This window comes from Clostridium sp. D53t1_180928_C8 (assembly GCF_015667795.1).
In the GTDB taxonomy this organism is placed as follows: domain Bacteria; phylum Bacillota; class Clostridia; order Clostridiales; family Clostridiaceae; genus Clostridium.
Genome location: NZ_JADPEL010000042.1, coordinates 1 through 23,712, shown reverse-complemented (window position 1 = coordinate 23,712; position 23,712 = coordinate 1). Strand labels below are relative to the sequence as shown.

Annotated in this window: 31 protein-coding genes; 6 read left to right on the top strand and 25 right to left on the bottom strand. The window is 27.5% G+C overall.

The genetic code is table 11. The annotated features are described in order from the left end of the window. Positions 1 to 90 precede the first annotated feature (90 nt). From I4V51_RS16745 to I4V51_RS16680, 14 genes are all read right to left on the bottom strand, one after another. Positions 91 to 921 carry an ATP-binding protein gene (locus tag I4V51_RS16745; RefSeq protein WP_195989574.1) on the bottom strand — a complete coding sequence of 277 codons (831 nt, stop codon included), beginning with the start codon at positions 919 to 921 and terminating at the stop codon, positions 91 to 93. After that, positions 860 to 1,699 (bottom strand): replication protein, encoded by an 840-nt coding sequence (locus I4V51_RS16740; protein ID WP_195989573.1) that lies wholly within the window; start codon positions 1,697 to 1,699, stop codon positions 860 to 862. The genes I4V51_RS16745 and I4V51_RS16740 overlap by 62 nt, the downstream gene beginning before the upstream one ends. A gap of 42 nt (positions 1,700 to 1,741) precedes the next feature. After that, a complete protein-coding gene (locus I4V51_RS16735) occupies positions 1,742 to 2,605 on the bottom strand; it encodes a recombinase RecT (protein WP_195989572.1) in 864 nt (287 codons plus the stop codon). Between the two features lie 15 nt (positions 2,606 to 2,620). Continuing rightward, a complete protein-coding gene (locus tag I4V51_RS16730) occupies positions 2,621 to 3,682 on the bottom strand; it encodes a YqaJ viral recombinase family protein (protein WP_195989571.1) in 1,062 nt (353 codons plus the stop codon). Beyond that, complete coding sequence (locus tag I4V51_RS16725; RefSeq protein ID WP_195989570.1) at positions 3,672 to 4,328, bottom strand: hypothetical protein; 657 nt, start codon at positions 4,326 to 4,328, stop codon at positions 3,672 to 3,674. The genes I4V51_RS16730 and I4V51_RS16725 overlap by 11 nt, the downstream gene beginning before the upstream one ends. Before the next feature lie 4 nt (positions 4,329 to 4,332). Further along, the gene (locus tag I4V51_RS16720; protein WP_195989569.1) at positions 4,333 to 5,973 is read right to left on the bottom strand and encodes an AAA family ATPase; all 1,641 of its coding nucleotides are present in this window, start codon (positions 5,971 to 5,973) and stop codon (positions 4,333 to 4,335) included. Next, entirely contained in the window at positions 5,952 to 6,107 is a 156-nt protein-coding gene (locus I4V51_RS16715) for a hypothetical protein (protein ID WP_195989568.1), read from the bottom strand. The genes I4V51_RS16720 and I4V51_RS16715 overlap by 22 nt, the downstream gene beginning before the upstream one ends. Before the next feature lies 1 nt (position 6,108). Further along, a complete protein-coding gene (locus I4V51_RS16710; protein ID WP_195951185.1) occupies positions 6,109 to 6,258 on the bottom strand; it encodes a hypothetical protein in 150 nt (49 codons plus the stop codon). A gap of 73 nt (positions 6,259 to 6,331) precedes the next feature. After that, positions 6,332 to 6,517 carry a hypothetical protein gene (locus I4V51_RS16705; RefSeq protein WP_195989567.1) on the bottom strand — a complete coding sequence of 62 codons (186 nt, stop codon included), beginning with the start codon at positions 6,515 to 6,517 and terminating at the stop codon, positions 6,332 to 6,334. Further along, entirely contained in the window at positions 6,514 to 6,684 is a 171-nt protein-coding gene (locus I4V51_RS16700) for a hypothetical protein (protein ID WP_195989576.1), read from the bottom strand. Before I4V51_RS16700 ends, I4V51_RS16705 begins: the two co-directional genes overlap by 4 nt. Positions 6,685 to 6,724: 40 nt before the next feature. Further along, on the bottom strand, positions 6,725 to 6,868 hold the full coding sequence (locus I4V51_RS16695; RefSeq protein WP_195989566.1) for a hypothetical protein: 144 nt from the start codon (positions 6,866 to 6,868) through the stop codon (positions 6,725 to 6,727). 10 nt (positions 6,869 to 6,878) lie between these two features. Beyond that, positions 6,879 to 7,583: a BRO family protein gene (locus I4V51_RS21245; protein ID WP_195989565.1), complete on the bottom strand. Its 705-nt coding sequence runs from the start codon at positions 7,581 to 7,583 to the stop codon at positions 6,879 to 6,881. Between the two features lie 29 nt (positions 7,584 to 7,612). Then, positions 7,613 to 8,104, bottom strand: coding sequence for a hypothetical protein (locus tag I4V51_RS16685; protein WP_195989564.1), 492 nt, complete (start codon positions 8,102 to 8,104; stop codon positions 7,613 to 7,615). A 52-nt stretch (positions 8,105 to 8,156) separates the two neighbouring features. Further along, a complete protein-coding gene (locus I4V51_RS16680; protein ID WP_055290831.1) occupies positions 8,157 to 8,384 on the bottom strand; it encodes a helix-turn-helix transcriptional regulator in 228 nt (75 codons plus the stop codon). A 162-nt stretch (positions 8,385 to 8,546) separates the two neighbouring features. On the opposite strand from I4V51_RS16680, the gene I4V51_RS16675 reads away from it, so the two are divergent. The 4 genes from I4V51_RS16675 to I4V51_RS16660 all read left to right on the top strand — a co-directional run bounded on the left by I4V51_RS16675 (position 8,547) and on the right by I4V51_RS16660 (position 12,606). Next, positions 8,547 to 8,981: a helix-turn-helix transcriptional regulator gene (locus tag I4V51_RS16675; RefSeq protein ID WP_195989563.1), complete on the top strand. Its 435-nt coding sequence runs from the start codon at positions 8,547 to 8,549 to the stop codon at positions 8,979 to 8,981. A 22-nt stretch (positions 8,982 to 9,003) separates the two neighbouring features. Beyond that, complete coding sequence (locus I4V51_RS16670) at positions 9,004 to 10,119, top strand: hypothetical protein (RefSeq protein WP_195989562.1); 1,116 nt, start codon at positions 9,004 to 9,006, stop codon at positions 10,117 to 10,119. 135 nt (positions 10,120 to 10,254) lie between these two features. Beyond that, entirely contained in the window at positions 10,255 to 10,680 is a 426-nt protein-coding gene (locus tag I4V51_RS16665) for an ImmA/IrrE family metallo-endopeptidase (RefSeq protein WP_195989561.1), read from the top strand. 300 nt (positions 10,681 to 10,980) lie between these two features. Next, the gene (locus I4V51_RS16660; RefSeq protein ID WP_195989560.1) at positions 10,981 to 12,606 is read left to right on the top strand and encodes a recombinase family protein; all 1,626 of its coding nucleotides are present in this window, start codon (positions 10,981 to 10,983) and stop codon (positions 12,604 to 12,606) included. Between the two features lie 322 nt (positions 12,607 to 12,928). Here I4V51_RS16660 and I4V51_RS16655 read toward each other — a convergent pair whose 3' ends face one another. The 3 genes from I4V51_RS16655 to I4V51_RS16645 all read right to left on the bottom strand — a co-directional run bounded on the left by I4V51_RS16655 (position 12,929) and on the right by I4V51_RS16645 (position 16,302). Next, on the bottom strand, positions 12,929 to 14,275 hold the full coding sequence (locus tag I4V51_RS16655) for an amino acid permease (protein WP_195989559.1): 1,347 nt from the start codon (positions 14,273 to 14,275) through the stop codon (positions 12,929 to 12,931). Between the two features lie 167 nt (positions 14,276 to 14,442). Continuing rightward, positions 14,443 to 15,048: an NUDIX hydrolase gene (locus I4V51_RS16650; RefSeq protein ID WP_195989558.1), complete on the bottom strand. Its 606-nt coding sequence runs from the start codon at positions 15,046 to 15,048 to the stop codon at positions 14,443 to 14,445. 87 nt (positions 15,049 to 15,135) lie between these two features. After that, positions 15,136 to 16,302 (bottom strand): D-alanyl-D-alanine carboxypeptidase family protein, encoded by a 1,167-nt coding sequence (locus I4V51_RS16645; RefSeq protein WP_195989575.1) that lies wholly within the window; start codon positions 16,300 to 16,302, stop codon positions 15,136 to 15,138. A gap of 135 nt (positions 16,303 to 16,437) precedes the next feature. Here I4V51_RS16645 and I4V51_RS16640 point away from each other — a divergent pair, with 135 nt between their 5' ends. Then, positions 16,438 to 17,022: a DUF2953 domain-containing protein gene (locus I4V51_RS16640; RefSeq protein WP_195989557.1), complete on the top strand. Its 585-nt coding sequence runs from the start codon at positions 16,438 to 16,440 to the stop codon at positions 17,020 to 17,022. Positions 17,023 to 17,051: 29 nt separating this feature from the next. Then, complete coding sequence (ytfJ, locus tag I4V51_RS16635) at positions 17,052 to 17,495, top strand: GerW family sporulation protein (RefSeq protein ID WP_195989556.1); 444 nt, start codon at positions 17,052 to 17,054, stop codon at positions 17,493 to 17,495. 42 nt (positions 17,496 to 17,537) lie between these two features. On the opposite strand, the gene scpB is transcribed toward ytfJ, so the two are convergent. From scpB to I4V51_RS16595, 8 genes are all read right to left on the bottom strand, one after another. Continuing rightward, positions 17,538 to 18,269, bottom strand: a complete 732-nt coding sequence (gene scpB / locus I4V51_RS16630; RefSeq protein WP_195989555.1) for an SMC-Scp complex subunit ScpB — start codon at positions 18,267 to 18,269, stop codon at positions 17,538 to 17,540. Continuing rightward, positions 18,220 to 18,972: a segregation/condensation protein A gene (locus I4V51_RS16625; protein WP_195989554.1), complete on the bottom strand. Its 753-nt coding sequence runs from the start codon at positions 18,970 to 18,972 to the stop codon at positions 18,220 to 18,222. The genes scpB and I4V51_RS16625 overlap by 50 nt, the downstream gene beginning before the upstream one ends. Positions 18,973 to 19,061: 89 nt before the next feature. Further along, the gene (locus tag I4V51_RS16620) at positions 19,062 to 19,730 is read right to left on the bottom strand and encodes a hypothetical protein (protein WP_195989553.1); all 669 of its coding nucleotides are present in this window, start codon (positions 19,728 to 19,730) and stop codon (positions 19,062 to 19,064) included. Between the two features lie 34 nt (positions 19,731 to 19,764). Continuing rightward, on the bottom strand, positions 19,765 to 20,673 hold the full coding sequence (locus I4V51_RS16615) for a permease (protein ID WP_195989552.1): 909 nt from the start codon (positions 20,671 to 20,673) through the stop codon (positions 19,765 to 19,767). A 16-nt stretch (positions 20,674 to 20,689) separates the two neighbouring features. Then, positions 20,690 to 21,325, bottom strand: coding sequence for a GTP-binding protein (locus I4V51_RS16610; RefSeq protein ID WP_195989551.1), 636 nt, complete (start codon positions 21,323 to 21,325; stop codon positions 20,690 to 20,692). 60 nt (positions 21,326 to 21,385) lie between these two features. Next, entirely contained in the window at positions 21,386 to 22,336 is a 951-nt protein-coding gene (locus I4V51_RS16605; RefSeq protein ID WP_195989550.1) for a GTP-binding protein, read from the bottom strand. A gap of 205 nt (positions 22,337 to 22,541) precedes the next feature. After that, positions 22,542 to 22,907 (bottom strand): methylglyoxal synthase, encoded by a 366-nt coding sequence (locus tag I4V51_RS16600; RefSeq protein WP_195989549.1) that lies wholly within the window; start codon positions 22,905 to 22,907, stop codon positions 22,542 to 22,544. A gap of 51 nt (positions 22,908 to 22,958) precedes the next feature. Then, a complete protein-coding gene (locus I4V51_RS16595; protein ID WP_195989548.1) occupies positions 22,959 to 23,573 on the bottom strand; it encodes a DNA-3-methyladenine glycosylase in 615 nt (204 codons plus the stop codon). Positions 23,574 to 23,712: the final 139 nt, after the last annotated feature.

Below are 23,712 nucleotides of genomic sequence, written 5' to 3'. Positions count from 1 at the left end.
TTTATTAGCTCTACTTCAACAACCATTGCCTTTAACTTTTTTACCTGTTCAATTGTCAAAAATATTCACTTCCTTCGTAATAATTTCAAACTATCCAATAAGTTTTTTTAATATATTAACTTTTTCTTTACCTTTTTGAGCTCTTATACTCTTCCCATCACTAACAACCGGTGTACACATTTCCATTAATCTGTCATAAGTTCTTTTGTGATACATATCCTCAAGATCATTAATATTAATGTTTGTTGTTATAATTGTTGGTAATGAGTTTCTATACCTGCTATCAATGATGTTATATATTCTAGATGCTGACCACTCATTTTTTTGTTCAGTACCTAAATCATCAATTATTAATAAATCGGCGTTAGATAAACTTTTTAGTACAGTTTCTTCTCCCTCTTTACCATAAGAAGAATATGTCTCCTTTATTCTTTCAAGCATCTTATTAATACTTACACAAATTGTTGGTATTCCTTTTGGCATTAAATAATTAGCTATACAAGCTGTTGCATGAGTTTTACCATTACCAGGTGCTCCGTATATTAATAAACCTATATTATTTTCTTTAGCTTCATTAAAGTTACTAGCATATTTACTGCATATCTTAAAAATCTTTTCTGAACCAATATCGTGATTCCAATTTTCAAATGTACATTTTTTAAACTTTTCATCCATCAAACTATTTTTGAATATGCTATTCAATCTTATTTGCTTTTCTTTATTCTCATCTTCAATAGCTTTTTTCTCTAGTTCCTTTTTTCTACAACTGCAAACTATAGGAACTCTTCTAAGAACATTTAGAATTACAATATCCTTTTGAATTGGATCTCCGCATTTTTCACAAGTTTTTATAGGTGTATCATAGTCCAATCCATTCTGCAGGTTCTTCTCTATTGTTTTTGCTAGTAGCTCCGTTTCCATTACCTTCATTCCTTCCGTTTGAGGTCCAATTTTGTAATATTCCTAAAACATATTTATAATTATTAATTTTCCCTCTGTTCATAGCTTCAGTAGCTGCATCCATTAACCACTGCTTGTTATATACTTCTATATCTGCTGATATTTGCTCCATTAACATAGCCGTTACTGCAAATCCACATTTTTCAAAATGTTTAAATATATTTAAATTTCCTTTAAGACTACTACAACTATTATCTATATTAGTAGTTGTTGTTTTGGATTTAGGATTATGGTTTTTGGTTTTTGGTTTATGGTTTATGGTTTTGTCCGCCTCTCGTTCGCTAGTCGTTGACGTATCGTCCGACGTATCGTTATTTAATTTGGACAAGTAATCTTCTATAAAGCTCTTAATAGCTGGATGTTTAATATGAGCAACTATTTCCTCAATCAAACTAATATCATCAATTTTAGACAAGTCTTTCTTTATACAGTCAAGCATTGGCTTGCCTCCTCGATTTAAATTGTACTTGCCATAATGGACAATACATAATTCCTTTGTGTTCTCATTATATTTAATTAATTTATGATAATTTATAAATCTATCCATTAAACTGTTTATAGATTCAATGCTATATCCTAAATCAAAAGCCATTTGTTTTTTTACTATCCTATAAACTCCTATCATATTGGTACATGGATTAGTTAATAAGTATAAATAAAAATATTTATCTTCTGGCGTCATTTCTTCCATCACCTTAGGATCTTGCCAAAACTCTGTGTATACTAATCTAAATGGCATTTACCTTCCTCCTATCTAGCAAGGAGCCTAAGCTCCAAGCCATTAATTAAATGGTGTATCTTCAAACATATTTTCTTGCCCTATTTCAACCTCTTTATTTGCAGATTCATTTTTATATTCTGCATCAACTACATTTTCAGTTTCTGGGTTATCTACATACTTTAAATCTTGATGTGTTAAATCTTCTACATTAGATATATCTTTATCAACTACAGCTTGATCAGCCTCTATTGCCTTTTGCATTTCTACTGATAAGATGCCCCACTTACTTAATCCATTTTTTAATACTGTTTTCTTTGCCATTACATCAAAATCTGTTTTCCAAGGACCATTATTAAATGTTTTTGAAAATCTCTTACCATGTTCTCTGACTTTTTCAATTGGCCAATAAATAGTTTTCTCAAATCCATTTATTAATCTCATAAAAAATGCATATCCTATAACCTTGTCAGATGTTTTAGCTTCAACATTAAGTTCTAAATCCTCTGTTAAAGGATTGAAATTAACTAATTGCCCTTCATATATTTCCACTACATTTAAATTTTTGTATTGCCCTGTTCTTAATGCCAGTTGAATATATCCTTTATATCCAATTTGAAATTGTGCTTCTTTACCATATGGAATTACCCAAGCAAATCCAAACTCCTTATTTATTGGTAAATCTAATGTAGCTGCTAACAATGCTGCATTAACTACGCTATAGCCATCTACCTTAGCAAATTTATTATCACTGTTATATAAGGCTAAGATACTAGACATAAATCCTGGTGCTTTTTTACCTAATATTTCAGTAAATCTTTTTTTCATATTTTCATTTGCTAAAATATTCTTTGGATGAACCATAGTTTGTAAATTTTGATTTTTATTTTGATTATTTGCAACTAATCCTCCATTTATATTTGCCATTTAAATCATTCCTTTCTATTTGCATTTAGTAACTCTCATGTTTACATATTCTGTTGTTCCGTTAAGTATTGCCTTATAAGTTTCTGGATACTTCTCCTTAAGTATCTTATTATCTAACTTATCTCTGGTAACTACATATCTACTTAGTTTGTAATTACCATCAGTTCCTTTTTTACTATTTCCTAATTCTAAGAAAATTTCTTGTTTAAGTCTTTCCTTTTCCTTCTCTAATTCCTTAATCTTTTCAGATACTTCATTGTATTGGGTTAACTTGTTATCAGTTATGTCAACTTCTTCACCATCTGATAAAAATTGTTGTTCTAATATTTCATCAGTTTCTTTCTTTATTCCAGTTGGAGCTGGTGGTATCTTAGGAGCTATATGATTATTCCAAAAATCTTTTCCTATCTCCCTTAAAGCCTTAATATCATCTTCATTTCTAGGTATTACTTTCCACTTAACTTCTTTTCCTATAAGGTATATAATTAGAAAATAATTAAGATTTGTTATAGCCATGTAATGATATATTTGACAAAGGTATTCATCTGGTATTTCATCATCATTCCAATTGTTTTTGGAAAACTCGCCTGCAGTTTTAATTTCAACTCCTATCAATTCATCCTTTGGAATAAACTTAATTTCAGCTGTATTTCTATTTTCCCAATAGATATAATCCTCATTAAATTTTGCTAATCCATCAATATTAGCTGATAAGAAAGGAAGTTCTTTATCTATCATCATAAATGGATAATTATAAACTTCTACTTCTATACCTGTAGTTTCTTTAAAATCATCTATGAAAAATTCCTTAATTACATCTTCCATCCTAGTACCAAACTTAGTGTGAATATTGCCTTTAAATCTTTCAACTAAACCTAACTTTTCATTAAACACAGTTAAAGATGATCCATATTTACTTAATCCTGCTATCTTAGCTATTTCACTACCACCAATAGTTTTTGACCTTTGGTTGTGCCATTCTGTTCTATCATCACTATCAGTTCTTGTATCAAATACTACTGTTGCTGTAGAACTAAATAATTCTTTATCCTCTATGTCTTTAATATCAAATTTCATTTACTTTCCCCTTTCTTACTTTTGCTGTTAATGCCTTTTCAATGCTCCACCCTAGGTATATTCTTCTTTTCAAAACATTATAAGGTATATTAAATTTTTCTGAAGCTTCAGCTAAACTATAAGTTTTACCTTTGTAGTTTAAGTTGTGATTTGTACTTTTGTTATTACCTTGAACCTTCATGGTTACCCATCTGCAATTTTCTTTAGAATATCCTTTTGTGTTATCTATCCGATCTATAGTTAAGCCTTCTTTATAGGTAGAATGCATGTCATTATAAAAGTTTTGAAATACCCTCCATTCATTTGATACAGTTATTCCCTTTTCTCCATACCTTGAATATGAACTACTGTTAGGATTATGACATCTCATAACCATGCTATTCCAAACACCATAGAACTTAGTACCTGACATTTTATGACTAGTATTTCTTTTCTCTGGTAAGTTTTTTGCAACTTTTTCTTTCACCAGACAACCACAACTTTTAGTTGCTTTTGTTTTTGATGTTAGGTATGAACCTTTAATTGTTATTTCAGTACCACAATCACATATACAATTCCAATATGTGTATCCATTTGTAGTATGTGAGAATTCAATAACAACTAATTTACCAAATCGATTTCCAACCAATGATAATCTCTTACTCATAACATTATCCTATCTTTTCAACTTCTACTAAGTTACTTTCAGTATCTGTTACTTGAGTTACAAAGTATTGATATTCATCTGCAGTCATTTCTTCAAGTAATTCATTTTGTGACTTCTCATTAATCTTTTCCCATCCATCTAGGCAAATTAGTTTAAGCACTCCACATTGAGCTTTTGCCACTCTCATCGCTAATCTAAGCTTTTCACCTGAGCTTAATCCATCAATAAGAACATCATTAATTCTTACTCTTCCATCTACATCAACTGAAATTCCATCTATAGGCATCTTAGCAGTCTTAAGTAATTCTCCTGGTAAATTTCTAGCCTTTTCTATTTTTGATGTTAATTCGCTAGAATAAGCTTGTTTAGAAGCTAATATTCCATCTCTAATTTCAATGATTCTATCCCAATCTCTTAAGTATCCTGCCATTTCAGCAACATGATCTGCCTCAGTTTGTAATGGTTCAATATCAATAGGTTGATTTTCTTTTAAGTAAGATGATGCTTTACCTATTCTGATTTCCTCTTTTTCAATCTCATTAGCTACCTTTTCATCTACTGCTAACTTTTCAGATGCTTCTCTTTCATCTAATCCTTTAAGTTCCTGCTCTTTGGTTGCTATTTTATTTTTGTTTATAGCTATAATGTCTTTTTGCTCTTCTACTGCTGCTAATAAATCTCTTTTCTTTTCATCCTTAAGAATTGAATACTTCTGTAATAATGCTTGATATTCTGATTCAAGTTCATTATCTAGCTTATTTAATTCATTTTCTAAAGTATTATTAGAATTATCTATAAAGTTATTAGCTCTCTCAATTTTGCTATTAGATAATGAGATGATGTCATTTATATCTTCTCTATACTCTTTATAAGTTAGAGTTATATTAGCTTTTTGTTTTTCTCCTCTAGCTTTAATAGTTTCAACTTTATCATTAAAGCTTTCTTGAAGATTTTTAGCCATATCAATTAATCTATTTATTTCTTGTGCTTCAGTTACTTTTTTATAGTAATCACCTATTTTAACTGATCTCCACTCTTCTCCATCATATTCTGCTGGAATATCTTCATATATCGCTTTAATTCTAGCCTCTAACTCCTTAACTTCTCTATTGACTTCTTCCCTTACTTTGTAGTATTTTTGTTCTATACTCTTAAGAATGAGTAGAATGTGTTGTGAGTAGTCGATATCGTCCACTAGGTCGCCAAACCAATTTACGATATCTTCTTCACTCCAACTAATTTCTAACATTGATAATAATGATTTTGTTTGCTCTTTAACTGAAAGATTTACCCAATCTAAAGGTCTAAATATATTCCCATTTACTAATGTTCTTAAAAACTTTTCTGTACTTGGTACACCTTCATCTGATTTTCTAACCTTAAGATAATCGCCTTTTTCAGTTCTTAATCTTCTGTCAATTTCTAAGCCATCATCTAGCTCAACAAATAACGTTGCTTCTTCTTCACCATGTTTTATAACCTCTGTTCTTCTACTCTTATTAGTAAAAGTCTTTTCTATAGCTTCTATTACAGAAGTTTTACCACTTCCCATAGGTCCTTTAAATATATTTACTTTTCCTGGTTCTAACTCTAATTCATCAACTCCTAAAAATGAGTTAACTTTTAAAAATGATATCTTTGACATTTAGCCACTCTCCTTATCTTAAATTTTCTTTTAATTTCTTTTATACTTACTAATAATAAAGTAATACTTCCAACTAAAACTGAAACTACAATCGGCATTACAAAAAAGAATATCCCCCAATAATTAAATCCCATATTAACCCCCTACTTTTTCAATTAATGAACCTAAAATCGTTTGAGTTTCTATCATAATCCAACGTTGATTTGAATTTCCTATTTCAACATTATCTTTTGCTTTAGTTAATAACTCATAAAGCTCATTAGCTTTTTCTAATATCTCATCCACCCCCCTCACCTCCTTTACAGTAGTTAATTATGTTAAGTTAACTCTCAAAGGCAAATCCGCCTCTTAACATTAGTTAGCTCACTTTTCTTTCCTCAGTTTTAAGCATTTCTAATAACTTTTCGCAAGCCTCTGAACCTAACTCATTAAATAATATTATTGCTAACCTTTCATTATATAGCTGTTTAGAATAATCACTTATTTCACCATATATAGTAACTTTAATCCCATTCACTATGGTTTCTTTTACTACCTCACTCATAAGCGTCCTCCACTCTTTCTCTTTTTACTTCTAACATTATATTCATCTGTTCTTATAACTGATACAATCTGATACTTACATCTAGGACATTTAATTTCATATCTTAAATATCCATTTAACTTAATCTTCAAAAGTAATTTATTACATTTTGGACATTTTATTATCATTTGTAATTCCTCCAAATATTTAATGCCCATTCCCCTTTTGTTATAACTTTTTACCTAAAGCCTCTGACTCTATTTCTCTTTTTACTTCATTTAAAATTGTCATTGCAACAAAAGCTGTTACATCTCCTTTTTTTAGAACACTTTTTATTTCCTGTTTTAAACTTTCCCATTTTTTACAATTCATTAATTCTCTCCTAATAAAACATTGATAATTGTTGAGTAGGTCTATCTAATTTAATAACTCTTATACTTTCATCAATTATATGCAATGAATCTCTTAAATCCTCAACCGGGATATCCTCCCATTTAGTTGCTCCTAATTTCAAAAGAACTCTTTGCTTCACTAGTTCATACTCATCATTAACCTTAGTAATTCCTAAACGTTTCTTTATATAACTACTTATATTATTTTTTTCAAGTGATGATGGTCTATAATAATCAGAACACTTTTCTTCAATTTCCTTTATCTTTATAGATACTATTTCATTTATTTCACTTCTCATAAGTTGGAACATTTTTTCTTGACCTTTAAGTTCCGTCATATAACTTCCTGTTTTTCTTATAGATGGTAATACTTCTGATGTTACCCACCTTTTAAATTGCTTTGCCTTTGGCATATCACTCCTTAGTATTAACGAATAAAATCCACTTTCATTTATTAAAATAACTTCTCTATTTTGACCTGACAGAACGATTCGTTCACTCAGCTTATCTTCAATATCAACATGATCCCTAATAGCTTTTGCAGTATTTGAGTATCCTAAAACTTCTGCAACATCTTTACCAACTAACCATCCTTCTCCATTAATCTCTACTGCTCTTACTTCTAAATCTAAATCTTTATTAACAAATAATTTAACTCCTTCTTTTCTCTTATGCTTTTCAATTTTACTTTCCATCTATTCCACTCCTTCTCTTAATATATTTTTTAAATCATTAGGCATAGCCCTATTTCTCTACTTACCAATGCGCTTTGAATTTCCTCAACCATTTTATTGACATTTAGTATTTTATCTATATAGGGTCTTTTGTTTAGTGCTATTTCTTTTATCTTTTCTGGATGCAGTACATCAATTACGATTTGGAAATATTTAAATTCGTTACTAGCCATATCCCTATAAAACTCATCTCTTAACTTCTTTTCTATATTAGTTCTATATGCTATATCTCTTAATTTTTCTTGATTTCTAATAGCTCCACTAGTTAAATAATTTGAAGTAATCCAAGCTAGAATTTTCTGAACTTCTGTATTATCCCTAAGAATATAAAGTAACATTTTTGTATCTTCATGTACCTCATTAGAAACAATAAGCATTCTATCCAATATTGATTTTGCAAATGGGTCAAGTATACTTGTTTCCTTTAACTGTCTTTCTACTACTTTTAGAGTATCCTCAACGCCTTGGTTATAAGAACACATTTTTCTTCCTCCTTTTCCCTTAATATTTTTAAATTTTTAGGACAAACTATCTTTATAAACTTGAATTTAATTCAAGTTTATCATCAAAAAAAATTTCTATTGTCTCTTCAGCTGATAATTCAAAAATTTTTCTTATTAAATTAATTTCTGAAGCTTTAAATTCAATAATTCCATTTTCTTTTTTAGAATAGGAGGTTGAATCAATATCTAAGATTTCAGATACTTTTTTTTGAGTTAAACCTTTTTTTACTCTTTGAGATTTTAATAGATTAGATTTCATCTTTTCACCCCTTAACTTGAATTTAGTTCAAACTCTATATCTATATAATATTGAATTATATTCAAGTTGTCAACTGTTTTTTTAAAATAATTTGCTTAATATTCAAGTTTTATTTCTTTTAATTCAAGTTATTGTATAATTAATTTGAATGGAGGTGTTGATATGAGTACATTTAGCAAACGCTTAAAAAGCTTAAGAAAAGATAAACGTCTTACTCAAAAACAATTAGGAGAACTACTTTTTATAGACGATACTTCAATATCAAAATATGAAAATGAAAAAGCTATGCCAGAAAATGAATTGTTGCAGAGAATTGCAGATTTCTTCGGTGTATCAGTAGATTATCTTCTTGGTAGAGATGAAAATCCTAATCCTACCTCATCTCCAGAAATGTTAACTAAAAAAGAAAAGCTCGATATAGAAAAAGAGGCTTTACAAATGATAGAAAATATAGATAAAGCTAAAGTAGTTGAATTCTGTGGTAACCCTGCTGATGATGAGGATAAAGAATTTTTAAGATTAGCATATCAAAAATTTTTAAGTGATGTAAGGGTATATAACAAAATGAAATACACACCTAAAAAGTACAAAAAATAATTTATAAAAGGGAGCATAATTTATGAGATCTAGCTCAAATAATTTTGAAGAATATTATAGTTTATATGAAAAAGCTAGAGATTTAGAAAAATTAAATAAAGTAGATGAAGCATTAAATATATATTTATCTATTTTAAATAACTATGAACCTTGTGGTATCTCTTATTATGAAAGACCAGCTATAATTTTGGAAAATCAAAAGGAATATACTCACGCTTTAGAAATTTGTAATTTAGCTTTAAACAATCCAAAAAGATTTAATAAACCTACTTGGGTAGGTGTAAGAGATAAGTTTACTAAAAGGAAAAATAGATTATTAGATAAAATAGCTAAAAACAACCATACAACTAAAATTCCAAATGAAAAAGTATCTTCATCCAAATCAGGTAAAGATAAAATAGATACTGATATAATTCCTATTAATAATGATATATCCAAAGAAATCGTTTATCCTAATTGGTATATAAGTATATCTTTTGGTGAATCTAAATCTCAAAGTTTTGCCCAAGCTGTTGCTTTAGCTCAAATGGCACCACAGTTTATAATTAATAACGTTGAAGGTAAGAATTTATATCAAGCTATCTATTCAGATAAACCTAATGAATATCTGCAATTTATAAAATTATATGAATTAGTTAGTCAATGGAAATCATGTTTTGTTATATTAAATGGCAAAGTTATGGATAGAAAAATTATAAGCAAATTAAATTATTGTTACGGTGATAAATGCCGTTCTGGTAAATCAGATTTTTGTTATGGAGCTAGTGAAATGACTGAAAACCCTTTTGGATGTCATAGACTTCAAATAAGTTCATACAATAATCCATGGACATCATTTGGTCAATATGATACATCAGGGGTATTCCACATAGATAAAATAGCTATTAAAAATAGAATAATGGATTACTCTACGCCTTATTTAGACTGTCCGTGTTTTTCTATGGATAAGGTTTTAGAAGCGTTAGATAAACTACCAAATAAAATAAACAAAACTAATAACTATAATTCATCTTACGACTCCAAAATGAGTTTAGATGAATTACTAAATGAATATTCAATAAAAAATTCTACAAAAAAGCAATTAGAGGAAAAACCCAAATCATTATTTGATAAATTAAAATCTATATTTAAAAAATAAGTCAACAATATTACTTAAAGTAATATTTACATATAATACCAAAGATAAAATAATAAAATAAACAAAAGAACTTAGCTGTAAGATGGCAAGGGTTAGTAGGCATTCAAAAAGGTTATATGTGGGGGAATGCTAAAAATGGGAATAAAAGAAAAAGTAAGAAAAATTAAAGTAAGTTATGGAACAAATAATCCATTTGAATTGTGTGAAAAATTAGGAATCTGGGTTTATATGGTACCTTTAGGAAAAACACAAGGTCATTATACTTATGCTAAACGCAAAAAGGTATTTTTTATAAATGAAAATCTTTCAGAAGTAGAAAAGTATTTTTGCTGTGCTCATGAATTAGGACATGCTTTATTACATACAAAGAGCAATGTATATTTTAATAGCTCTAATACATTTTTTATTCAGAATAAGTTTGAAAAACAAGCTAATGAATTTGCTGCAGAACTTCTTATAGATAATGATATTTTGGAAAAGTTTGAAGGTTATTCACTAGAAAAAATTTCAGAATGTACTTCGATTGATATAAAATACTTAAATTTAAAGTTTAATAAATAATATTCAATGCCTATATTAGAGAGCCTTTGAGCACCAACCCTTTAAAAATTAAAATAGTAATTCCCTAAATATAAAAAATATAAAGTGTTCTTATTGGACACTATTATTTTTAAGAATTAAACGAACATACATTCGTTTAAAAGGGTATATTATTTATAAATGTAAAATAAAACAAATAAATTGCCACCAAAATACAGATATTAATTTTTGTATAAAACTAATAGAATATTAATAGATTCTATTAGTAATATAATTTTAAGAACACTAGATTTCTTATAATACTATTTATGAGGTGAAATAATGGAAAAAGTAGCTATATATAGCAGAAAATCAATCTTTACAGGCAAAGGCGATAGTATAGAAAATCAAATAGAAATGTGTCAAGACTACTATCGTAAAACCCATAACAATAAAGATTTTGAATTTATAATATATGAAGATGAAGGGTTTAGTGGTGGAAATATAAATCGTCCTCGCTTTCAAGATTTGCTAAAAGATGTTAAGAATAAAAAGTTTAAATCTTTGATTTGTTATAGATTAGATAGAATATCTCGTAATGTTGCCGACTTCTCTTCTACTCTTGAGCTTTTACAAGATAATGATATTGATTTTATTAGTATTAAAGAACAATTTGACACTAGTACTCCTATGGGAAGAGCAATGATTTATATAGCCTCTGTATTCGCTCAGCTTGAGCGTGAAACTATTGCAGAACGTGTTAGAGATAATATGTTGCAACTTGCTAAAACTGGACGTTGGCTAGGCGGACAGGAACCATTTGGGTTCACTTCTGAAAAAATGGTTTATCTTGATGAAAATTTTACTGAAAGAAGCTTAATGATTTTATCTCCTCTTGAAGAAGAATTAGATGTTATCAAAAAAATATATTTAAAATATCTAGATCTACAATCAATAACTCAAGTAGTTAACTGGTTACAAGATAATAAGTATAAGGGTAAGAATGGCGGAGAATGGGGAACAACTCAAGTACAAAGAATACTTGCCTCTCCCCTATACGTTAAATCTAGTGATAAAACACATAATTATATAAAATCTTTAGGAATTAACGTATTTGGAGAAGCTAATGGTAATGGATACCTTACTTATAATAAGACTAGAAAAATGATATTTGATAGAGATATAAATGAATGGATTTATACTACATCAAAACACTCTGGAATTATAGATGATGATAAATGGCTTATGGTACAAAATATATTAGATAAAAATAAAAATAAAAAAATTAAAAGATTGGGTACTGGTTTAAATAATACCGCATTATTAACTGGAATATTAAAATGTTCTAAGTGTGGATCTAATATGATTGTAAAACAAGGACATAAATCAAAAACAGAAGAAGGAAAAAGATATGATTATTACGTTTGTAGTAAAAAAGATAATTCTAGAGGGAAAAAATGTGATAATAAAAATATTAGAACAGATAGATTAGATAAAATTGTTATTAGTCAACTTTCCGCCTACAACAAAGAGTCATTATATTTAAGTTTATCTAAATTATTAAAGGAAAGTAAAGATACTAATAATATAAATAACAAATTAATTTCTATAAAATCAGAAATACAAGAAAAAGAAACTCAAATTTCTAATTTAATTAAACAACTTTCATCTGCTCCAAATGAAACTGTATCAACTTATATAATGCAAGAAGTTAATAAATTAAGTTCAGATATTAATAAATTGAAATCAGACTTAAAAACTATAAAAGAAGATAAAGAAACATATAACTACGATTTAGAAAATTTAAATCTTATTCTAAATATGTTAGATGAATTTGACAAAAACTTTGAAATCACAGAAAATATTTCACAAAAAAGACTTATGCTCCAAACTCTATTAAATAATATAACTTGGGATGGTGAAAATCTTGAAGCTAAACTAACAATGTTTGGAGATAAAAAAAAATAATAGAAAGATTGGAAGCTAAAAGCAAAAAATCGCTTTTAGCTTGTCCAAGGACAGAATTCTGTCCCTGCATCTATACAATCAATTGTCTCCTTAAACATCTCGACTCCTAAAGTAATACTATACACTATATAGATTATTTCAAAAATTTCTTTTTGTTACTATAAGTCGCCTGATATATAAAATATTCTACTAATTTTTAATATAAATTTATATAGATATTTAACAATCATTTATATAGATATTGAATATAATATAAAAATAAAAAAATCACAATATATATAATAGTTTCCTATCTTATATATTGTGATCAAAATCTACATAATTAAGATTCAATTAAAGCAGCATTAATTTCTCTTTCTTTTCCTTTCCAGAAATATACTGCACCTATAATTACTAATAAACAAAATGCTGCATATATCCAGAATAGCTTGTTACCCATACTACCAAATAGAATTATTAATGATCCTATTATAGCTAATGTTGGATTTATCTTAGAGCTCCACACTCCTTTAATTTCACCCTTATTCCCTAATTGTAATACTTTAAAATATAAAATCATATATAAAGCATAACTCATAGTTATTGATATTTCTGATATATCTGAATTTGGAAGCATTCCAAACTTAGTTGTTATATAATGTACACCAAACCATACTGTACTTATTAAAAATGCAACTACAGCTGAATTTATAGGCATTAAGAACTTTTCATTTACCTTAGAAACAAATTCTGACTTAGGGAACATATTTCTTTCACCTAAAGAATGTGGTAATCTTATCATTCCTAAAGTTAATCCATTAACAGTACCCATTATAGATATAACTACGAATATTAATATAATCTTAGCTCCCCATGGTCCTAATAAATTATTAGCAGCTAAGTCAACATGAGCATCACCAAGTGCCATAACTGTTTCTGGCCCAATGTAAATACTTATTCCAACAAAGTATAATAAATACATAGCTAATATAAATATCGGTGCTATTATTAAAGCTTTTGGTAAATTTCTTTTTGAATCCTTTATTTCATGTCCTATAGATGTAGTAACGATCCATCCATCAAATGAAAATGCAATTGGTGCTATGGCAGCAATCCAACCAACTGATTTTATCGATTCTACATTGCTTAAAGAAATATTGCTTACATCACCAAAAATTAAACCCGCAATTGCAATTAAAACTAATGGTATTAATTTTATTATAGTAGATGCATTTTGGAATAATCCACCTAACTTTGCAGATAAAGAGTTTATTATAAATAAGAATGCCATAATAGCAAATCCTATTAACATTTGTATTTCTAAACTACCATCAATTCCGAATAATAAGCATATATATATTCCTGATACCCAAGAAACAACCGCTATTATTGTAGGAAAATATAAAAGTGTTTGGAACCATCCAAATGCACATGCTAATGATTTATTATAATTTTCCTCTGCATATGCTATTAATCCACCTGACTGTGAACTTCTTGAAGCTAACTGTGATATTGTTAAGCTTCCAAATATTATCGCAATAGCCGCTATACAAAATACTAAGACCCCTAAGCCAATACTTCCCCCAGTAGCCACTAATATGTTGTCACTTTTAAAGAATATCCCAGACCCTATAACTATACCAACTATCATAGTTATGGCTGTAAATAATCCATATTCATTTTTTTTCATAATTTTCCCCCCAATGTTCTTTTATTTACTTTTTCTTGAGAATAGATTTCACTATTATCTGCTAGTTTTCTATACTATATCATGAAATCTAAATTTAGTAAATATTACATTGGTTTTTTTTTATTTTATTGGTTTTCTTTTAAATATTTTACCAATTTGCTAAAATATTACCTAAAAATTTCTTCTCCTATTTGAATAAAACTTTGTAATGCCATAAAGAATTTTATATCACATCTTTCACCACTATTTAATATTTTAATAGCATCTTCTCTAGATAATAATACTGTTTCAATATCTTCATCCTCTTCTAAATTTTCATCAGATACTTTTCCAGAGCATGTACAGTAAACTAAAGAAACTGACTCATCTGTCATTCCAGGAGATAAGTATAACTTTTGTCCAATTTTTTCTTCCATAACCTCTTCTAAATCTAACCCTGTTTCTTCTTTTAACTCTCTTTTTACTGTTGAAATAATATCATCATTATTATCTATTAATCCTGCTGGTAATTCATAAACATAATTATTTAAAGGTATTCTAAATTGTCTTATAGCAACTAGCTTTTCTTCCTCTTTGTGATACGCTAATATAACAACTGCATCAACCTTATCTTCTTTTCCATTAAAGAATTGTTCCTCTAATGCTTTTTTAGTTTTTCTAGTTGCAATAGTCCATGTCTTTTTGTTTCCACCCTTATTAGTATAATTTGCATTATAAAGACTTAAAAATTTAGTTTGTGCTAATGTTTCTATATTTTCTACTTTATTTTTCATTTTAATATCTCCTTCATTTTATACTCAAATGATACTCTTATATATTATATTTTATAATATATACTTATACAATAAAAGAAAAAAGCACTAATAATTAGTGCTTTCAGTATTAATAATTTCTTCAAATTCATTTTCGTTAATATCTTTTCCACAAATTAACGCCTTCTTTAATAACTCTTCCCCCTGATTATTTAAGGCTACCTTTCCAATTATATCTCCAGAATTCTTATTTACTGTATTAAAGACTTCGACTTCTATAGATCCTTCACCTTTAAATCCATATTCAAAATCACACTCTTCAACAACGCTTCCTAAATTAATAAATTCTGATGATTTTATAACGTCTTTTATATTATCACTCTTAAAACAATAGTTGTCTGCTACATATTTGTATATTTTTTCTGTAACATTCCATCTATCACTACAATTTAATACAACTATAATTATATTTCTTCCTTCATGCTTTACTGAGGAAACTAAGCATTTTCCTGCTTGACCTGTATATCCTGTCTTAACTCCATTTGCTTCTGGAATTTTATATAATATTTTATTTATATTATTGTAATCTCTTGTAAAATTAGAAGTATCCTTTGTTATAGTTTTTGTTCCACAAATTTCACAAAACAAATCACTTTCCATTGCTTTTGTAGTTAAAAGCGCTAAATCATATGCAGATGTATAATGTTTAGGACTATCTAAACCATGAGGACTTTCAAAGTGTGAGTTAATTAAACCTAAGCTAATGGCATAATCATTCATTATCTTAGCAAAACCTTCTATACTTCCTCCTATATCTTCAGCAATTGCTATTGCTGCATCATTTCCTGACTTATACATTAATCCATATAGTAATTCTCTTAATCTTATTTTTTCTCCAGCTACATATCCTACCTTCGAACCTCTAATAGATGCTGCGTTTTTACTTATAGTTACTTCTCTATCTAAGTCTCCATGAGTTATTGCAACTAAAGCTGTAAGGATTTTTGTTGTGCTCGCCATTGGTACTATTTCACGAGCATTTTGTTCAAATAAAACTTGTTTTGTTTTACTATCTAATGCTATTGCATTCCTTGCAGAGACTCTAATAGTATTTAATATATTATCCACATCTACATCATCTATTTCATTATCCTCAAATATTACTACATCATTATCATCATCTTCCTCAAAGCATTGAGCATAAACACAATTGCTTAATAATTCAAAAATTATTAAAAACAAACTCAAAGTTACTCCTAGGATTTTAGTTTTCATCATTCGTATCACTCCTATTTTCTCCTTACACTTGTAGTATTTTCATTTATAAAAATTTTAAACCTAAATAATAAATTTTTATGACTTATATTTCATTTTTGTGGCAATACTATAAAAAGCTAGGAGAGGTTAATTATGCTTTTTTTGATAATTTTTATTGTTTTAATATTAATTTTATTTATGCCTATCCCCTTAAAATTTAAACTTCTTTATTCTAAAGATAGGTATTATATAAAATTTTATAATGTCAATTTAATATCCACTGATGGTGGTATTTTAAATAAATTTTTAAATAGAAAAGAAAAGAAAGAAAAAACTAAATCAGAAGATACTAAAAATGATACTAATATTAATTCAAAGAAAAAAAATTTTGAACTTAATTATAAGTTACTTATTAAAAACATTTATTTTAGGATTAGTAGAAATAAGTTTAAACCATCCATAAAGTTTAAAAGTGATACTATTTATTCTCTAGGGGATGCCAGCAGGACTGCCATATTTCTTGGAGTATTTTATAATATTAACCCAATACTACGTTATATCTTTTCAATAATTTTTAAAGTTAAAGTATTAGATACTGATTTTAAGCCAATATTTAAAGATAAGATACTATTTGAAATTACAATAAGTAGTATAATTACCTTTAATTTAGCTCAAATTATTTATATGGGTATTATTATTTATAAATGTATTTTTGATGATTCCATAATAAAAAAATAGGAGGTGAGTCCCTAGATATAGGGATTATTATGTCTGATAAACATGAATTAGAAAATTTAATGAGAAGCACCATGGAAAATTTACGTGATATGATAGATGTTAATACTGTAGTTGGAGATGTTCTAGAAACTAGTGATGGTACTTCAATTATTCCAATTTCTAAGGTTTCCTTTGGCTTTGCCTCTGGAGGAAGTGAATTTGGTGAACATGTTGCAGTAAGAAATGGTGATGAAAATTATCCATTTGGTGGTGGATCTGGTGCTGGAGTTAGTGTAAAACCTATTGCATTTTTAGTAGTTAAAGATGGAATAGTAAGACTACAACCTATGGATTATGATACTACTGTAGATAGAATAGTTGATTCTGTACCTCAACTTTTTGAACTAGTAAAAAACTTATTTGGTGATAAAAATAATAAAGGTACTAATAATAATGTTGATGATAGCAAAGTTGATATTAATATTGATTTATAAAAAAAATAAGCTACTGATTATAATTTCAGTAGCTTATTTTTTTTAAACATCATTATCTAATGCTGCTTCTATATCCGCTTCTTTATTTTCAACTTCTTTATCATTATTATCTACGTCTGACTTCATATCTTCAAGAGCTTGATTTAAAACATCCATAGAACTCTTTGCCTCTTCATCATTATATAAATCTAATGATGGTAACTCTTTTAATGTTTCTAACCCAAATTGTCTTAAGAATTCATCTGTAGTTCCATAAAGTATAGGTCTTCCTGGTACTTCTAATCTACCTATATCTTTTATTAATCCTTTTTCAACAAGCTTCTGAATGGCTGACTCTGACTTAACACCTCTTATTTCATCTATATCAATACGTGTTATTGGTTGCTTATATGCAATAATAGCTAAGCTTTCTATAGACGCTTGTGAAAGTGAGTGTCTTTTATTCTTCTTTAATAACTTTTGAATATAATCAGAGTTTTCACTTTTAGTAACTAATTGATAAGCACCATTTATACTAATTAATCTAATTCCTCTATTTTCATCTTCATATTCATTAATCATTTCTTTTATTATTTCTTCAACATTCTTATCTTTAAGTTCTAAATTATTGCTTAAATCTCTTAATGATAAGGGTTCTCCACTTACAAATAGCATTGATTCGATAGCTGATTTTATACTAGACTTTCTAGATAGCTCTTTAAATTCATACTGCTTAACATCAATGTTACTCACTATCTCTCCTCCTCTTGATAAGTATATTTCCGAAACTCTCATCTTGATAAACATTAATAGTTCTAATTTTTATAAGTTCTAATAATGCTAAAAATGTAACTACTGTTTCAAGCTTACATGAGCTTTCTCTCATTAAACTATCAAATTCAATTACATTATTTGAATTAACTCTTTCTAAAAGCTCATTCATTTTATCTTCTACTTTATACTTATCTACGTATATTTTCTTTTGTACTACATTAAACTTATTTTGTTTTTCTCTATAGGTTTCTAATATTTTATTATAAATATTGTATAAATCTAATAACGTTAAATTCTTAAATATATCAACATTATTTACTGGCTCACTTTTAACTTCCTCAACTATCTCTGGCTTCTTACTATAAATATCACCTTGATTTATATATCGCTCTTTAAAGAATTCAGATACCGATTTTATCTTTTTATACTCAATTAATCTTTCCATTAATCTCTTTTCAATATCCTCTTCATTTTCTTCCTCTTCTACTTTTATTTTTGGAAGAAGATTTTTTGATTTTATCTCTATTAATGTAGCTGCAACAACAATAAATTCTGATGTTATCTCAAGATCCATAACCTTTCTTGTATTAAGATACTCTAAATATTGATTTGTAACTTTATATATTTCTACATTATATATATCCATCTTATTCTTTTTTATAAGATGCAGTAATAAATCAAAAGGTCCTTCAAAATCTGCCACTTTTATCTTTGGCAATTCCATTAATTCATCCCGCCTTTATCTTTTTATTATGCTACTTTTAAGGGTTTCATAACTTATATAATAACAATTTTCTTTTAAAAGAACAAGCCTTAAAGATGCTCATGAAAATATATATCATTAGGTTCATCCTGCAATTTATATTCTTCTACTAAAATATAAAATTCATCACTAAAACATATCTTTCCGCAAATATTAATCCATTGTCCTTCTTGTAAATTAGCTTCTAAGCCTTTTGCTTTTATCTGTATTTTTTCCTTATCAGCTTGACAACACTTTACTGTTTGCCTAGCTATAATAGTAAAATCTGAATTTTCCTTTACTTTATCTATATATCCTAAAAAAACTATCTTTTTCCCCTCATATTTTTCCTTATTTTCAACAATTTCATTTAATATAGAATAATTTTCACTATTTATAATTATTGCATCAGTATTATTTTTAAGTAATAATTCTTCATTTATATCTGTATTTCCTTTTATTAACGGAAAAACATATAATAAAACCACTCCAATACATAATGTAAATGTTAAAGGAATGTATTTATTAGTAATTTCAACTCTTCTTTTTATTGTAAAGATTCTACCAAATTGAAATATTGCAAAAACACTTAATATTATTATACTCAAATAGAAATAAATAATCATATCACTACCTACGAAGTTAGTTATATTTCCACTTCTTATTAAAAATACTAGTGATAAAGATAATAATACTAAAATAATAAACCATATTAATTCATCAATATTAAATTTCTTCATATACACCTCTTATACAATTAAAAATAGCAAATAATTATACTATTGCTAAACATATTCCAAATACAACTATGCAAATTATTAAAAGCAATTGTAGTACAAATTTCTTTTTGAAGAATCCGAAAGATAATATTAAGTTTTTCAAATCCATCATTGGTCCTAATATTAAAAATGCTATAACTCCTGCAACTCCAAAATTGTCCATAAATCCCTTTGCAACAAAGGCATCAGCTTCTGAACATAGTGATAATACAAACCCTAGCAACATCATTATAGCAACTCCAACTACCTTTCCTGATGTCATATCATTAATTAAACTATCTTGAAGGAATACTACAAATATACTTGAAAGAAGTGCACCAAAAATAAAATAAATACTTATATTTAAAAATTCATTAGATGCATTTAAGACTAAATTTTTTATTTTTCCTTTTAATGAAATATAATAATTATTACTGAAAGTACAACAATCACAATAAAGTCCAGCTTCTTCACTTCTTAAAACTTCTGTATTTTTTTTCTTATCATAAAAAAATCCGATAATCATTCCAACTATTAAAGCACCTATTACTCCACCTATTGTTCTATATATAACAATATTAATGTCATTTGGAAATGCATAATATGTAGACATAATTACAACAGGATTAACTATAGGAACTGCTAACATAAATGTTATTCCAACTCCTGTAGGTAATCCTTTTTTTATTAAGCTTCTTGTAATTGGAACTATAGCACATTCACATACAGGAAAAAACACCCCTGATATTGCAGCTATAAAATACCCTATAATACTATTTTTAGGAATTATTTTTTTTATTAATTCATCTGATACGTAAATTTGAATTAAAGCTGATAATACTGCTCCTATCAAAAGAAACGGTAATGCTTCAACGATAATCCCTAGGTAACTCCACATCCATGCCTCAAATTTACTTATACTCACTTTATCACCTGCTATCTTACTTTCTCATATAATCTACTAATTTTATTCTCATATTTCTTAATAGCTTATCTTCTAATAACTTGCTTTTTTCTAATGCTATCTTAAAATCATCATTATTTTGTGACTTTACTATTTGTGCCTTATGATTTAATCCCTCTAACAATTTAATACCATTTTTTAAATTTAAATCTTTTTCTATATTATAATTATTAATTACAATTACATCACTATTTTGTATAAAAGGTAATAATATTTCTCCCATATTCATAACATAAAACTCAATATTTCTTCCATCACAGATAAAATAAATAGTATCTAGCTTTATCAATTTTCCTGTTTCGTTATCAAATACACATTTATATAAATGCTCTAATGTCTCCGTACCATTATATTCTATAATTATTCTATGAGGCTTGTATTTTTTTACTATATTATAAATTTCATTATTAAGATCTAAGCCTTCATCCATAAAGCTAACATGCTTTACACTTTGTTCTTTTTCATTAAACTCATTTATTTGAGTCTTTCCACTTTCACAAGTAATAACAACTATTTTTTCCTTATCTGCAATAGTTTTATTTACTAATGAATTAATAAAGGCTGACTTGCCAGCCCCTAAAAATCCAGTAACTACATCAACGCCAACCTTCATATCTTCACCTCTTAACTTTACATTATTATCAAAACTACCCCTTAACTCATTAATCTTCCTCTACAAGAAAAACTTCTTAATTTTATCTCTATTTAAATTAGTTCCTATAAAGGAAATAATAGCTTCTCCCCTATAAGCTATCTTTTGCATATTTATTTCAGATAAAGTATAGTCAAATTGCTCTTTACCATTTTTAGTATTAACAATTCCCTTTGCCCTAATAATTTCTCCAAATTCAAAGCTATTTTTTATAAAGTTAAACTTACTTAATAGTTCCTCTTTAGATACATATCTATCTATTTTTAAAGCAAAACTTTCAAATGAATTTTCATCACTTTTTTCAGATTTAACACTTCCTAAATTAGCGCTTGCCTTTCTAAAGCTTACTTTTTCTTTAATCTCACCTTTATCTCTTGTTACAAACATTTTTGGAAGTAGCTCCTCTGATGTTGTATTAGTCCACTGTCTTCCTATTATTATTGCCTTAGAATTTAATTTACTAATTTCTTCTTGCAATCTTCTTACTTCTTCATTTGTAACATTTTGAGTTCTGCTTAAAATTATAATATCAGCATTTTTTATTTGATTAGTAAAAAAGCTCTTAAAATTAGTTAAGTACAAATCGAATTTTTCAGCATCTACTACTGTTATAGCCTTTTCTATCTCTGCTATATCCTTTAATTCCTTATCAGTAAACACTTTTTTTATGTCGCTTAATTTTGCAACTCCCGTTGGCTCTACTAAAAGTTTATCTACCTTGCAATTTTCTACTACATCTATAATTGACTCTTTAAAATCTCCAGTAACTTGACAACAAATGCATCCAGCATTTATTTCCTTTACTAAAGTATTAGTTCTCTTTAGAATTGCACCATCAATACTTACTTCACCAAATTCATTTTCAATAATGGCAATTCTCTCTTTATAATAACCTTCTTCTATAAGTTTTTTAATTAATTGTGTTTTTCCAGCCCCAAGAAAACCTGAAAATATCTCTACTTTAACACTCATAAATCATTACTATCCCCTATTATTGTTCTCAAAAAATTCTATGACTTATATTAAAGTTTTATGCCGATTTTATTTATAACATATCCTGCATATTGGTTATAATTTATTCATATAATAATAATGTAAATGTATCACTTAATTGTGAACGTTATACATAAAAAAAGAGTTGCTATTAACGCAACTCTTTTTTTATAATTATATACTTTTATTTATGTAAAGAATCTAAAACTAATTGAGCTGTAGAAATGTTAGTTGCAAGTGGTATTGCATAAACATCGCACAATCTTAATAATGCATTAATATCTGGTTCATGTGGTTGTGATGTTAATGGATCTCTTAAGAATATAACTAAATCTAACTTTTGCTCAGAAACTAAAGCACCTATTTGTTGATCTCCACCAAGAGGACCACTCTTTAATCTATGAATTTCCAAGCTAGTGTTTTCCATTATTCTTAAACCTGTAGTTCCAGTTGCATAAAGCTCTAACTTTGATAATCTTTCTTCATTCATTTTTGCAAAATTAACCATTTCTTCTTTTTTCTTATCATGGGCAATTAATGCTACTCTCATCTCTATCTCTCCCTTTTACTATATACTATATAAATTTAAATTTTAACTTATTTATTTTTTTGAGACAAATATATTATCCTTAATATAAAATCTCCACATAAAATCCTTTGCCTCTTCCGCATAGTCTATTCCAATTCTCTTACTTTCTACAATCTCAAACTTTTCATCGCTATCATCATCTACAATATATATACTATCCTTTTTATATAATGGTTCTATATTTAAATCTTTATTTATTAAATAAGCCAGACATAACTTTGATGGCCCATTAGTTAAATTTTTTATTTGAGCTTTAGTAAGTTCAGTATATATCTTATTATATCTGACATTAGAAATATAATCAAACTCATTTAAAGGCTCTATTGCTCTAATTAATACAGCTTCTGCCACATCTTTTTTATTAGTAACAACATTAAAGCAGTGATATAATCCATATATAAAATATATATAGGAAACTCCACCTTCTTTATACAATGGTTCTGTTCTATTAGTTCTACGTCCATTATATGCATGACAAGCCTTATCTGTAGCACCTATATACGCTTCTGTCTCAACAATCCTACCCTTTAAAATTTTACCATCAACTTCTCTAACAAGCACCTTGCCAAGTAAGTCCTTTGAAACTTCTAATGCACTTCTATTATAAAACTCTTTTCTTATAATCATTTGTTTCTCCTAAATTAAAAAGTTTATATTCTAATTAATATTATATCTCATATATAATATTAAATACTCTTCTTTCAACCCTATTTCTCTTCCACTTACCCCATCTTTATAAAAATAAATTTAATTTAAATTTATTTTT